Raw genomic sequence first — 12,486 nt, forward strand, 5'->3', positions numbered from 1 at the left:
CGGAAGGGCCGCCGGGAGCTATCCCAGATGACCCGGGCCGAAGGCCTGCGGCAGCATCGCGGACAGCGGGAGCACCCCTTCCGGGGTGTCCAGGAGCAGCTCGGGGCCGCCGAACTCGTACAGCAGCTGACGGCACCGGCCGCACGGAACCAGGACCTCGCCCTGGCCGTCCACACAGGTGAAGTGGGTCAGTCTGCCGCCGCCGGTGGCCTGGAGGTGGGAGACGAGGCCGCACTCCGCGCACAGGCTGAGCCCGTACGAGGCGTTCTCGACATTGCAGCCGATGACCGTGCGGCCGTCGTCCACGAGCGCGGCAACGCCGACCGGGTAGCCGGAGTAGGGGGCGTACCCGCGCGACATCGCCTCGCGTGCCCGCTCGCGAAGCACCTCCCAGTCGACGGCCGCGGTCACGTGCCCTGGCCCTTGCGGTAGCGCATTCCGTCTGCCTTCGGCATCCGCAGACGCTGCGCGGAGAGCGACAGGACCAGCAGCGTCACGACGTACGGAGTGGCCGTCACGAACTCGTTCGGGACCGTCTCCGTGCTGATGTACCAGAGCAGGACGCTGACGGCGATGACCGCGCTGATCACGGAGGGGATGAAGCTCTTGCGGTAGAGCTTCCAGGACGCGATGCCCGCGAGGACGACCACGAGCAGCAGCAGGAGCGCATGGACGGACTCGCCGCCGTTGCGCAGCTGGAGCGCGTCGGAGAAGCCGAACAGGCCGGCGCCGATCGCGAGTCCGCCGGGCCGCCAGTTGCCGAAGATCATGGCCGCGAGGCCGATGTATCCACGGCCGCCCGTCTGGCCCTCGTTGTAGATGTGCGAGGTGACCAGCGAGAGGAAGGCACCGCCCAGGCCGGCCAGACCGCCGGAGACGATCACCGCGATGTACTTGTACGTGTAGACGTTGACGCCCAGGGACTCCGCCGCGATCGGGTTCTCACCGCAGGAGCGCAGGCGCAGACCGAATGAGGTCTTCCACAGCACCCAGAAGGTGGCCACGAACAGCAGCGCGGCCAGGATCGTCAGCAGCGACAGGTTGGTGACCAGACCGCCGAGGACGCCCGCCACGTCCGAGACGAAGAACCAGTGGTGCTGCTCGATCGAGTGCAGCCAGTCGGACACGCCTGGAATCGTCACCGAGGTGATCTCGTCGACCGGGGGCGACTGCTTGGGGCTGCCGCCCTTGGACGCGGCCTCGCCGGTGTTGAACCACAGCTTGGCGAAGTAGGTGGTGAACCCGACCGCCAGGATGTTGATCGCGATACCGGAGATGATGTGGTCGACGCCGAACGTGACCGTGGCGACCGCGTGCAGCAGACCGCCGCACATACCGCCGAGGACACCGGCGAGGACGCCGAGCCAGGGGCTGGTCTGCCAGCCGGCCCAGGCACCGAAGAAGGTGCCGAGGATCATCATTCCTTCGAGGCCGATGTTGACCACGCCGGAGCGCTCGGCCCACAGACCGCCGAGACCGGCGAGGCCGATCGGCACGGCCATGGCCAGCGCGGCGCTGATCTGGCCCGCCGACGTGATGTCCTGCGCACCGGTGATGGCGCGCACCGCGGACAGCGCGACCAGGGCTCCGGCGATGAGCAGCAGGATGACGGGGAAGGAGAGGCGGGTACGGCCGCCCTTGCCGCCGGCCACCTTGGGGGCCGCGGGCGGCGGGGTGGAAGTCGCCGTGGCGCTCACGCCGACACCTCCTGCTGGTCGGAGTTACGGGCCTGGGCGGCGAGCTTGGCGCCGACCTGCCGCTGCTGGCGCTTGAGGCCGTAGCGGCGGACCACTTCGTAGGCGATGACGACGCACAGGACGATGACGCCCTGGATGACGCCGACGATCTCCTTGTCGTAGCCCTCGAACTCGAGCTGGCCGCTGCCGCGCTCGAGGAACGCCCAGAGCGCCGCGCCGAGCGCGATGCCGATGGGGTGGTTACGGCCGAGGAGAGCGATGGCGATGCCGGTGAAGCCGACGCCGACCGGGAAGTCGCCGCTGTACTCGAAGGAGTCGTTGAGCAGGGTCGGCATACCGATCAGGCCGGCCACGGCACCGGAGATCAGCATCGACGTGATGATCATCCGCTTCACGTCGACGCCGCTGGCCTCGGCCGCGGAGCCGGACTGGCCGACCGTGCGGAGGTCGAAGCCGAACCGGGTGCGCGAGAGCGTGAACCAGTAGCCGATGCCCGCGACGATCGCGATGACGATGAAGCCCCAGACGGGGGTCGGCGTGGTCGGGAACTCGAAGAAGCGGGACGACTCGGGGATCGGCGTGGTGGAGATCTTCGTGCCGGCCTTGTCGAGGTGTCCGAGACGGCCGACCTGGAGGAGGTAGGCGATGACCGCGGTGGCGATCGCGTTCAGCATGATCGTCGAGACGACCTCGCTGACGCCGCGGGTGACCTTGAGGACACCGGCGATGCCGGCCCACATCGCGCCGACGATCATCGCGGTGAGGATGATCAGCGGGATCTGCAGGACACCCGGGAGGGTGAGCGCGCCGCCCAGCGCGGCGGCGAAGAAGGCCGCGAGGCGGTACTGGCCGTCGACACCGATGTTGAACAGGTTCATCCGGAAGCCGATGGCCACCGCGAGACCCGCCAGGTAGTAGGTGGTGCCCTTGTTCAGGATGTAGACCTGGCTGTCCGACTTCGTGCCGTAGTCGAACATGATGCCGAAGGCATTGAAGGGTTCCTTGCCCGTGGCGGCCAGTACCAGGGCCGTCACCAGGAAGGCGACCACAATCGCGAGCAGGGGCGCGGCGAGCCCCAGGAGCAGCCGCTCCTTGTCGAACTTCTTCATCGGTCCTCTCCCCCGTCGGGGTTCTCGGCGGGGCTGCCGTCTGCGTCGTCGGCCGGCGCTTCGAGGTGGCCGGTGGCGGCACCCGTCATGGCCGAGCCCAGCTCCTCCGGGGTGATGGTGGCAGGGTCGGCGTCCGCGACCAGCCGGCCGCGGTACATGACACGCAGCGTGTCCGAGAGCCCGATCAGCTCGTCCAGGTCCGCCGAGATGAGCAGGACGGCCAGGCCCTCGCGGCGCGCCTTGCGGATCTGGTCCCAGATCTGTGCCTGCGCGCCGACGTCCACACCTCGGGTCGGGTGGGCCGCGATCAGCAGCTTGGGCGCGTGGCTCATCTCGCGGCCGACGATCAGCTTCTGCTGGTTGCCGCCGGAGAGCGAGGCCGCGGTGACCTCGATGCCGGGGGTGCGTACGTCGTACTCGCGCACGATCCGCGCGGTGTCGGCGCGGGCGGCCTTGAGATCGAGGAACGCGCCCTTGCTGTTGGGCCGCTCGGTGACATGGCCAAGGATGCGGTTCTCCCACAGGGGCGCTTCGAGCAGCAGCCCGTGGCGGTGGCGGTCTTCGGGGATGACGGCCACACCGTCCTCGCGGCGCTTGCGGGTCGGCGCGTGCGAGATGTCGTCGGTGCCGAGGGTGAGGACGCCCGTGTCCGGGGTCCGCATGCCCATGATGGCCTCGACCAGTTCGGACTGGCCGTTGCCCTCGACACCCGCGATACCCAGCACTTCACCCTTGTGGATGGTGAAGTTGATGCCGTCGAGCACCGAGCGTACGACGCCGTCGGGGTCGGTGGCGGTCAGCCGGAGATCCTCGACCTTCAGCATCGGCGTGTCGGTGACGGTCGACTCGCGGGTCTCCGGCGACGGCAGCTCGCTGCCGACCATCAGCTCCGCAAGCTGCTTGGACGTGGTGTTCGCCGGATCGGCGGTGCCCACGGTCGTACCGCGGCGGATCACCGTGATCTCGTCGGCGACCGACAGCACCTCGCCCAGCTTGTGCGAGATGAAGATGACGGTCAGACCCTCGGCCTTGAGCTCGCGCAGGTTGTCGAAGAGTGCTTCGACCTCCTGCGGGACGAGCACGGCGGTCGGCTCGTCGAGGATCAGGATGCGGGCGCCGCGGTAGAGGACCTTGAGGATCTCCACGCGCTGGCGGTCGGCGACGCCGAGGTCCTCGACGAGAACGTCGGGGCGGACATTGAGGCCGTACGCGTCCGAGATCTCCTTGATCTTGGCGCGGGCCTTGTCGCCGATGCCGTACAGCCTCTCGGAGCCGAGGACGACGTTCTCGAGGACGGTGAGGTAGTCGGCGAGCATGAAGTGCTGGTGCACCATGCCGATGCCGCGGTCGATGGCGTCCCCGGGATTGCTGAACGAGACCTGCGCGCCGTCCACCGCAATGGTGCCCTCGTCCGGCTTCTGCATGCCGTAGAGGATCTTCATCAGAGTGGACTTGCCCGCACCGTTCTCGCCGACGAGGGCATGGACGGTACCGCGGCGCACGGTGATGTCGATGTCGTGGTTGGCCACGACTCCGGGGAATCGCTTGGTGATGCCGCGGAGCTCTACGGCATGGGAACTGCTGGACGCGTTGATGGCGCACTCTCCTAGGCAGGGAGTGGAGGAGCAGAGGCGGTGGAGGCGGTGGAGGCGAAAAGTACCGCGTAGAGCGATGTGCTACGCGCGTAGCGCCGCCAAATTGTTCGGTACGGAGCCGGTACGTGAGTCGGGGCCCGATGAAGCGGCCGAAGCAGCTCCTCCGGGCCCCGATCAACGGGCCGGTCAGGTCGTGGTCTTGACCTTGATCGTACCGTCGATGATCTTCTTCTTCGCCTCGTCGATCTTGGCCTGGATGTCCTTGAGGTGGTCACCCGTGGTGGTGAGGCTGACGCCGTCCTCGGCGAGCGAGTACGTGTGGGTACCGGTGAAGGGCTTGCCGTCCTTGACGGACTTGGAGAGCTCGTAGACACCGGTGTCCACGTTCTTGACGACGGACGTCAGGATCGACGCCGCGTACTTGGACAGGGCGGGGTCCTTGGCCTGGTCCGAGTCGACACCGATGACCCAGGTGCCCTTCTGGCCGGACACGGCCTCGATCGCACCGGCGCCGGAACCGCCCGCGGCGGCATAGATGACGTCGATTCCCTTGTCGAGCATGCCCTTGGCAGCGGCCTTGCCCTTGTCGGGGCTGCCGAAGCCGGAGAGGTCCGAGCCCGTGGACAGGTACTGGATCTGCACCTTGGCCTTAGGGTTCGTGTCCAGGACACCCTGCTCGTAGCCGGCCGCGAACTTCTTGATCAGCGGAAGGTCCACACCGCCGATGAAGCCGATCTGACCGTTCTTGGACTTGAGCGCCGCCGCGACACCGGCGAGGTACGAGCCCTGCTCCTCGGTGAACACGATGTTGTCGACGTTCTTCGCCTCGGCGACGGAGTCGACCAGGCCGAAGTTGACCTTCGGGTACTTGGCCGCGACCTTGTCGAGCGCGTCCTTGTAGGCGAAGCCCACGGCGATGACGGGGTTGTAACCGCCCTGGGCAAGGGAGGCCAGACGGGCCTCACGGTCCGCGGGAGTCTCACCGTTCTTGGCGGTGAGCTCCTTGGTCTCGGCATTGAACTCGGCCTTGGCCTTGTCGAGGCCGCGGGCCGCGGAGTCGTTGAAGGAGTTGTCGCCACGGCCGCCGACGTCGTAGGCCATGCCGATCTTCAAGGTGTCCTTGTCCGAGGTCGAGGACTCGGTGGACGACTCGCCACACGCGGTGGCGGTGAATGCGAGGGCCGCGGTGGCGATACACGCGGCAGTGATCTTGGATACCCGGCGCAAGAGGAGGGATCCCTTCAAGACTGACCTGACCGAAAGCGCCTCTTCCGGCGCTGGTTTTGCGGCGATCGTAACGCGCGTAGATGTTAGTTAAAGACCTGTTCATGAGTCGTTATCGGATCGTCGCGAACAGGCTCCTACGGATGATCGGAGGCAACCCCTCCAGCATGCCACCGGGGCCACGGGTGCGCGCGCTGTGACACGATTCCAAGCCATTCGATCGCCGGGCCCGCACGGGCGCCAAGGCCGCGGCGGGCGAGCCGGACAGGGCGCGGACGGGGCCGCTCCGGCATCGCGCCCCGCCGGGAACACCGGCGTTCCGCCCTCCCGGAGGAGCGGACACTCCTCAAGCACGTCCGTCCAGCAGCGCCGCGGCCGTGAACAGCTCCACGCCGACCTGGATCGCGTGCTCGTCGGCGTCGAAGTCACCGCGGTGCAGATCGCGCCGGGCCGTGTCGCCGGGGGTGCGCACACCGAGCCGTGCCATCGCCCCCGGGACGTGCTCCAGGTACCACGAGAAGTCCTCGCCGCCCAGGCTCTGTTCGGTGTCCTCGATCGCGGACGCTCCGCGGCGCACGGTCTGCGCGTCCCGCAGCAGCTCGGTCATGGCCGGGTCGTTGACCACGGGCGGGACCCCGCGGATGTAGTTGATCTGCGACTTGGCCCGGTGCAGCGTGGCGATCTCGTCGATGGCGGCATGCACCAGGTCGGGGGCCGCGCGCCAGCCGGGGAGGTCCAGACAGCGGACGGTTCCGGACAGTTCGGCATGCTGCGGGATCACATTGCAGGCATGGCCCGCCTCGATACGGCCCCAGGTCACCGCGAGCCCTGAGCGGGCATCGACGCGGCGGGCGAGCAGGGCCGGGACCTCGGTGACGACGCTCGCCGCGGCGGTGACCAGATCGGTGGTCAGATGCGGACGGGCGGTGTGACCGCCGGGGCCGTCCAGCGTGACCTCCAGCCGGTCACAGGCGGAGGTGATGGGGCCGGGCCGCAGTCCGATGGCTCCGGCGTCGACCCTGGGGTCGCAGTGAACCGCGATGATCTTGCCGACGCCGTCCAGGACGCCGGACTCCATGGCGTCGGGCGCGCCGCCGGGCAGGACCTCCTCGGCCGGCTGGAAGATCAGCCGGACGGGCTGGGTCAGCAGCCCCTGCCGGTCGAGCTCGGCGAGGACGAGCCCCGCGCCGAGGACCGTGGTGGTGTGGATGTCGTGTCCGCATGCGTGCGCCCGGCCGGGGACGGTGGAGCGGTAGGGCACGCCGGCCTTGGTGTCCGGAATGGGCAGCGCGTCGATGTCCGCACGGATCGCGAAGAGAGGGCTTGTGCCGTCCCACTCGCCGATGTCACAGATGAGCCCGGTGCCGATGGAGAGCACGCGCGGGTGGAGTCCGGCCGCTTCGAGGCGGGCCTTGATCGCCGCCGTGGTGCGGAACTCCTGGTTGCCGAGCTCGGGGTGCATGTGAAGGTCGCGGCGGAAGGCGATCAGCTCGGCACGCAGCGACTCGGAGAGCGTGCCGGGCAGCGCGTCTCCCCCGGGCAGGTCGGCTTCGGACTCGCGGGACATCAGTTGGTTCACCTGTTGAAGAGTAGGCCCAGGCAGGGGTCAACTGACCACTGATCAACAAAAGTTCAGCCCGATAGGGGAAGGAAAGATGGCCGCGAGGTGCATGGTTGCCCACTCATGTGGGTAAGCTCACCCCTCTTCTCGACCCAGGCTCAACCGGCGGCGATGTCCTCTACTGGGCGGACCCGGGACATGCGGCTGCTTCCCTCCAGAGTGGCACGGTGTCGTCCGCGGCGCCGCTCACCGCCTCGGGGAGCCCCCTCCCGCCGCTCACCGCCTTGGGGAGCCCCCTCCCGCCGCTCACCGCCTTGGGGAGCCCCCTCCCGCCGCTCACCGCCCGCGGGCGGGCCGCCTCCGCGCCGCACGGCCCGCCGCCACACCTCTCGCTCCCTTTCCGCCGCCGTGTCCGCCCTCGTACCCGCCCGGCCCGCTCACGCGGGCGCGGGCAGCCGGTGCACATCGCGGGCAGTCCCCGTCACCCCCGCCAGGAACCTCCGGGCCCGCGGGGACGCCGTGTCCCTGAGCCACTCCGGGGCGAGGTCGCAGACCGCGACGGTGACGCCCGTGCCCACCAGGGCCAGCGGCAGGGTGTGCACCACCGTGGAGGGAAAACTCAGCACCGTACGGCCGATCGGGCCACGGCGGGCGATGAGCTCCAGGGGCAGATCCGGGCGGACGATCTCCAGCCCGGTCTCGACCGCCAGGCGGTGGAGCTTGTCCGAGCTCTCGCGGCGGTGGGCGAAGTAGCGGGTGGCGCCGTGCGCGCGGGCCAGGGCCGCGACCGCCTCCACGTACTGGTCCGGGTCCACGATCCCGGTCTCCACGAGCGAGGTGCCGACCAGATCGGCGCCCCGGGTGATCCTGGGCGGGCCGAAACGGGAGCGGGTCCAGGCAAAACGGTTCGCTGTGACCGTGATCCCCGGCGGCGGCTCGACCGGCATCGAGGTGAAGACCTCGACCTCACGACGGCGGGACGGGGTGAGCCTGCGGCGGGCCAGCGAGGTGACCGGCGCGAGGACGAGTTCGCGCGGGCCCCGCCTGCCACGCCGGTGCCAGCGCACCAGCCGCTCGCCGCGCGCGAGCTGCACCACGAACTCCATCGTGGCGGTGCCGTCGTCCACGACGGTCAGACACTTGCCGCCGACCAGGGTCAGCAGCAGCTGTACGTAGCGGGAGAACGGATCACCGATGACGATGCGCTCCGCGCGGTGCAGCATCGGGGCGAGTTCGCGGACCGTCCTCAGGGTGGCGCCTCGCCTGCCGCGCGCCTCCTGCCAGCGCACCGTGAACCCCTCGTCGCGGGCCAGCTCCGCCATCCGGCGCAGCTGGCCCCGCGACATGGGATCGGTGGGTGACAGGACGACCACCGTGAGGTCGGCGACGGCGGCCCGCGGCGAGCCGTACGGACCCGTCGGCTGCGCCGGCACGACGCTCAGCGGTACGCCGGTCCGCGACGCTCCGGGCCGTGCGTGGGCCCACTCCAGGACGTTCAGGAGCTGGACCGGACTTTCGACAAAGGCGAGGTTCACCGGTTTTCCCCTCGTGATGCCGGGTCGAAGGGGCCCGACGCGGCACAGCGGCACGGCGGTCAGACCGCGGCGGGCTCGCGGTCGCCGCCCTCGGCGACGACGCCCGCGACCCGGCGCAGCTTCTTCATCGGGGCGAGCTCGGACTCGTAGACCTTCTTGATCCCGTCGCCGAGCGCGGCCTCGATGGTGCGGATGTCGCGGACCAGGCGCTGCAGGCCGCCCGGCTCGACGGAGGCCGCCTGGTCGGAGCCCCACATGGCGCGGTCGAGGGTGATGTGGCGCTCCACGAAGGCGGCGCCGAGTGCGACCGCGGCGAGCGTGGTCTGCAGGCCTGTCTCGTGGCCGCTGTAGCCGATCGGGACGTTCGGGTACTCGGCCTGGAGGGTCTTGATGACCCGGAGGTTGAGCTCCTCGGCCTTGGCCGGGTACGTCGAGGTGGCGTGGCAGAGCAAGATGTTGTCGCTGCCGAGCACCTCCACGGCGTGACGGATCTGCCGGGGCGTGGACATGCCGGTCGACAGGACGACGGTCTTGCCCGTGGCCCGCAGGGCGCGCAGCAGTTCGTCGTCGGTGAGGGAGGCGGAGGCCACCTTGTGCGCGGGGATGTCGAACTTCTCCAGGAAGGCGACGGCCTCGGTGTCCCACGGGGAGGCGAACCAGTCGATGCCGCGCCGGGCGCAGTGCTCGTCGATCTGGCGGTACTCCTCCTCGCCGAACTCCACGCGGTGGCGGTAGTCGATGTACGTCATCCGGCCCCAGGGGGTGTCGCGCTCGATGTCCCACTGGTCGCGCGGGGTGCAGATCTCCGGGGTGCGCTTCTGGAACTTGACCGCGTCGCAGCCGGCGTCGGCGGCGGCGTCGATGAGCGCGAAGGCGTTGTTCAGGTCGCCGTTGTGGTTGATGCCGATCTCACCGGTGACATAGACGGAGTGGCCCGGGCCGGCGGTCCTGGTGCCGAGGGTGCGCAGACGGGACGTGCTCATGGGGGGCGTTCCTTACTTCTCGGGGGAGATGTGGGACGTGGCAGGGGACTCGGACGCAGGGGTGTGCGGGGTGTGCCCGGGGGTGTCGAGCGTGGGTCCGAGGAGCCAGGAGGCGATCTCGCGGATCGCCCCCTCACCGCCGCGCGTGGCAGTGACGGCACGCGCGGCGGCGAGTACGGAGCCGTGCGCACTCGCGACGGCCACGGGCCAGCCGGCGAGGTGGAAGCACGGAAGGTCGTTGACGTCGTTGCCGGCGTAGAGCACCCGCCGCGGGTCGATCCCCTGCTCCTCGCACCACTGCTTCAGTGCGAGGTCCTTGCGGTCGATGCCGTGCAGGACGGGGATCTTGAGCTTGTGGGCGCGGGCGGCGACGACCGGGTTCCGCTCGCTGGACAGGATGAGCATGGCCAGGCCGGCCCGGCGCAGAGCGGCGATGCCCAGGCCGTCGCCGCGGTGGACGGCGACGGTCTCGCGGCCGTCCGCGTCGATGAGGACGCGGTCGTCGGTCTGGGTGCCGTCGAAGTCGAGGACGACGGCGTCGACGTCCGCTCGTGTGGGGTTCGCGGGGGCGTCGAGAAGGGGTGCGAGCGCTCGGGCACGGGCCAGGTCGTGCGGGTCGTCGACCTCCAGGACGCGTGCGGGATCGGTCCGTACGAGCGCGGTGCGGCCGAAGAACCGGTGCCCGGCCGCCCGGAAGCCGGCGGCGGACATCGCGTAGGCGGCTCCGGTCTCCAGGAAGTCCTGAGGCCGGTCCTGGCGGCGGGGCCGGAAGGAGGAGTCGTGGTTGACGCCGTATCCGGACGGCTCGGCGGTCCCGACGAGCAGCGCGGTGGAGCCGCCGACGCGCCGGGCGCCCACGGCTGCCGCGGGGAGCACCCCGCTGTCCTCCTCGCGCCAGACGAAGCCGTGGAAGGGGGCCACGGTCACGGCGCTGTCCGCGCCGCCCTCGATGACGGCGGACGCGACGCCCCCGACGTCCTCGCGGGTCAGGAAGGGGCTGGTGCACTGGACGAGGAGGACCACGTCGACGGGCTTTCCGCGCATAGCCTCGTGGGCGTCCATGGCGTGCAGCACGGCCGCCTCGCTGGTGGCGGTGTCCCCGGCGATGGCGGCGGGACGCAGCACCACGTCGGCGCCCGCCTCCCGCGCGGCCGCCGCGATGCCGGGGTCGTCCGTCGAGACGACGACATGGGTGACCAGCCGGGCGGCGAGACTCTCGCGCACGGCCCGCGCGACGAGGGGCACACCGGCCACGGGGGCCAGGTTCTTCGCCGGTACGCCCTTGGAGCCGCCTCGGGCGGGAATCACGGCGAGAACGGTCATCTGTGCTCCTGGATAGGGGAGTTGAGGGGTGGCACCGGCGGCGGGCGTCACAGCTCGCCCATCCGGCGGATGACGGGGGCGACCTTCTGCACGCCGTGGCGGTACGCGCCGCGTGCCGCGTTCCGTACGGCGTCGCGCACCATGCGCCGGACTCCGGTGATCTCGGCCTTCGGGGCCGCGCCCGGCAGCGGGGTGCCGTCGGCGGCCAGGCGGTGGCGGGCGAGGATGCCGGGGAGATAGCCGGGCGCGGTGGAGGGGGTGTAGTAGGGCGCGAGCGGCGGGAGCTCCGGCTGCGCGAGGAGTGCGGCGACGCGCCCCCGGGCCGCGTCGAAGGCCGTGTCGTACGAGCCGTCCGCGGCGACGCCCTGCCGGGCGAGCCAGTCCGCGTCGGGAACCGGCCGGTGACCTCCGTCGAGCTGGTCCCAGGAGGTCAGGAGACCGGAGCCGAGGAAGTGGTGGTTGCCGAGGGCCTCGCGTACGCCCAGGTCGCTCAGGATCGCGGTGGGGATGCGCCGGTGCAGTGACTCCAGGGCGGCCGTCGAGGAGAGGGTCACCAGCAGGTCTGTGCGGTCGAGGACCTCGCCCATGTGCCCGTACACCAGCCGGACGTTGGGCGGCAGACCGCCGGACAGCTTCTCGGCGAGCCTCTGGTACGGCAGTTCTTCCAGGTGGGTGGTGTGCTCGCCGGGCCTGGAGCGCAGCTTGAGCAGCACCTCGCGGTGCGGGTGGAGCCGGGCGTGCTCGACGAGCCGGCGCAGCAGATAGGTCCGGTCGGCCCGGGACTCGGGCACGGAGGGCTGGGCGGCGAAGACGACCGTGTCGCGCCCGGTCCGGGCCGTGTACGGCGCGCCGCCGAGGAAGGGCAGCGCGGCCTCGGTGACGGACGAGGCGTCGGCACCCACGCCCTCGTACACCGCGCGGAATCGCTCGGCGTCATGGCCGGAGTTGGCGAGGACGACGTCGGCGCCGTGCCGAAGCAGCAGCCCGTCGGCGAGCTTCTCGTAGACGACGCCGACATAGCCGGTGACGACGACGGGCCGCTCGGACAGCCGGAGCGCGGCGATCGCGTGCAGCATGGCCTGTACGCCGCCGCCGACGAGGGCGAGCACGACGATGTCGTACTGCCCGTCGCGTATCGCGTTCAGGAACTCGTTCCCGCTCACCTCGCGCAGTTCGTCCGCGCTCACCCCGACCTCGGCGAGCTGGCGGGCCGTGGGCGTGGCCCGGCCGCGCAGCAGAAAGCCGCTCAGCTCGACGGAGGCAGGGGTGCCGGCCGGGGCGATACGGCGCGCGGTGAGGGCGCCCCATTTCCACCGGGTGTCGGAGTCGGCGAGCACGGCGATCCGTACGGCTTCGCTGGTACTTGATGGCACGCCGAGGACGTTAGAAAGGCATTCCGCTTGACGGCCCAACTCGACCGCAACAGCTGGTTAACAACGCGTCTACGATGAGAGAAAAG

Annotated in this window: 10 protein-coding genes; all 10 read right to left on the reverse strand. The window is 70.4% G+C overall.

Annotated features, from left to right (window positions below; genetic code table 11):
- Positions 1-18 precede the first annotated feature (18 nt).
- Positions 19-411 carry a cytidine deaminase gene (locus OG293_RS13030; RefSeq protein ID WP_405998967.1) on the reverse strand — a complete coding sequence of 131 codons (393 nt, stop codon included), beginning with the start codon at positions 409-411 and terminating at the stop codon, positions 19-21.
- Complete coding sequence (locus tag OG293_RS13035; protein WP_405998968.1) at positions 408-1,697, reverse strand: ABC transporter permease; 1,290 nt, start codon at positions 1,695-1,697, stop codon at positions 408-410. Before OG293_RS13035 ends, OG293_RS13030 begins: the two co-directional genes overlap by 4 nt.
- Entirely contained in the window at positions 1,694-2,806 is a 1,113-nt protein-coding gene (locus OG293_RS13040; protein ID WP_405998969.1) for an ABC transporter permease, read from the reverse strand. Before OG293_RS13040 ends, OG293_RS13035 begins: the two co-directional genes overlap by 4 nt.
- Positions 2,803-4,401 (reverse strand): ABC transporter ATP-binding protein, encoded by a 1,599-nt coding sequence (locus OG293_RS13045; protein WP_406003582.1) that lies wholly within the window; start codon positions 4,399-4,401, stop codon positions 2,803-2,805. Before OG293_RS13045 ends, OG293_RS13040 begins: the two co-directional genes overlap by 4 nt.
- A gap of 186 nt (positions 4,402-4,587) precedes the next feature.
- A complete protein-coding gene (locus OG293_RS13050) occupies positions 4,588-5,628 on the reverse strand; it encodes a BMP family protein (protein WP_405998970.1) in 1,041 nt (346 codons plus the stop codon).
- Between the two features lie 343 nt (positions 5,629-5,971).
- Positions 5,972-7,192, reverse strand: coding sequence for an amidohydrolase (locus tag OG293_RS13055; protein WP_406003583.1), 1,221 nt, complete (start codon positions 7,190-7,192; stop codon positions 5,972-5,974).
- A gap of 431 nt (positions 7,193-7,623) precedes the next feature.
- On the reverse strand, positions 7,624-8,721 hold the full coding sequence (locus OG293_RS13060; RefSeq protein ID WP_405998971.1) for a hypothetical protein: 1,098 nt from the start codon (positions 8,719-8,721) through the stop codon (positions 7,624-7,626).
- Positions 8,722-8,780: 59 nt separating this feature from the next.
- The gene (locus OG293_RS13065; protein WP_405998972.1) at positions 8,781-9,704 is read right to left on the reverse strand and encodes an N-acetylneuraminate synthase family protein; all 924 of its coding nucleotides are present in this window, start codon (positions 9,702-9,704) and stop codon (positions 8,781-8,783) included.
- A gap of 12 nt (positions 9,705-9,716) precedes the next feature.
- Entirely contained in the window at positions 9,717-11,027 is a 1,311-nt protein-coding gene (locus OG293_RS13070) for a cytidylyltransferase domain-containing protein (protein ID WP_405998973.1), read from the reverse strand.
- Positions 11,028-11,074: 47 nt separating this feature from the next.
- A complete protein-coding gene (locus OG293_RS13075) occupies positions 11,075-12,400 on the reverse strand; it encodes a DUF6716 putative glycosyltransferase (protein WP_405998974.1) in 1,326 nt (441 codons plus the stop codon).
- Between the last annotated feature and the right edge of the window lie 86 nt (positions 12,401-12,486).

The sequence above is a fragment of the Streptomyces sp. NBC_00829 genome, from assembly GCF_045161795.1.
Lineage (GTDB): Bacteria > Actinomycetota > Actinomycetes > Streptomycetales > Streptomycetaceae > Streptomyces.

Bases quoted from the DNA above. Each gene is read 5' to 3' on its own strand.
- OG293_RS13055 (WP_406003583.1), bottom strand. From the start codon at position 7,192: ATGTCCCGCGAGTCCGAAGCCGACCTGCCCGGGGGAGACGCGCTGCCC.
- OG293_RS13040 (WP_405998969.1), bottom strand. From the start codon at position 2,806: ATGAAGAAGTTCGACAAGGAGCGGCTGCTCCTGGGGCTCGCCGCGCCC.
- OG293_RS13070 (WP_405998973.1), bottom strand. From the start codon at position 11,027: ATGACCGTTCTCGCCGTGATTCCCGCCCGAGGCGGCTCCAAGGGCGTA.
- OG293_RS13065 (WP_405998972.1), bottom strand. From the start codon at position 9,704: ATGAGCACGTCCCGTCTGCGCACCCTCGGCACCAGGACCGCCGGCCCG.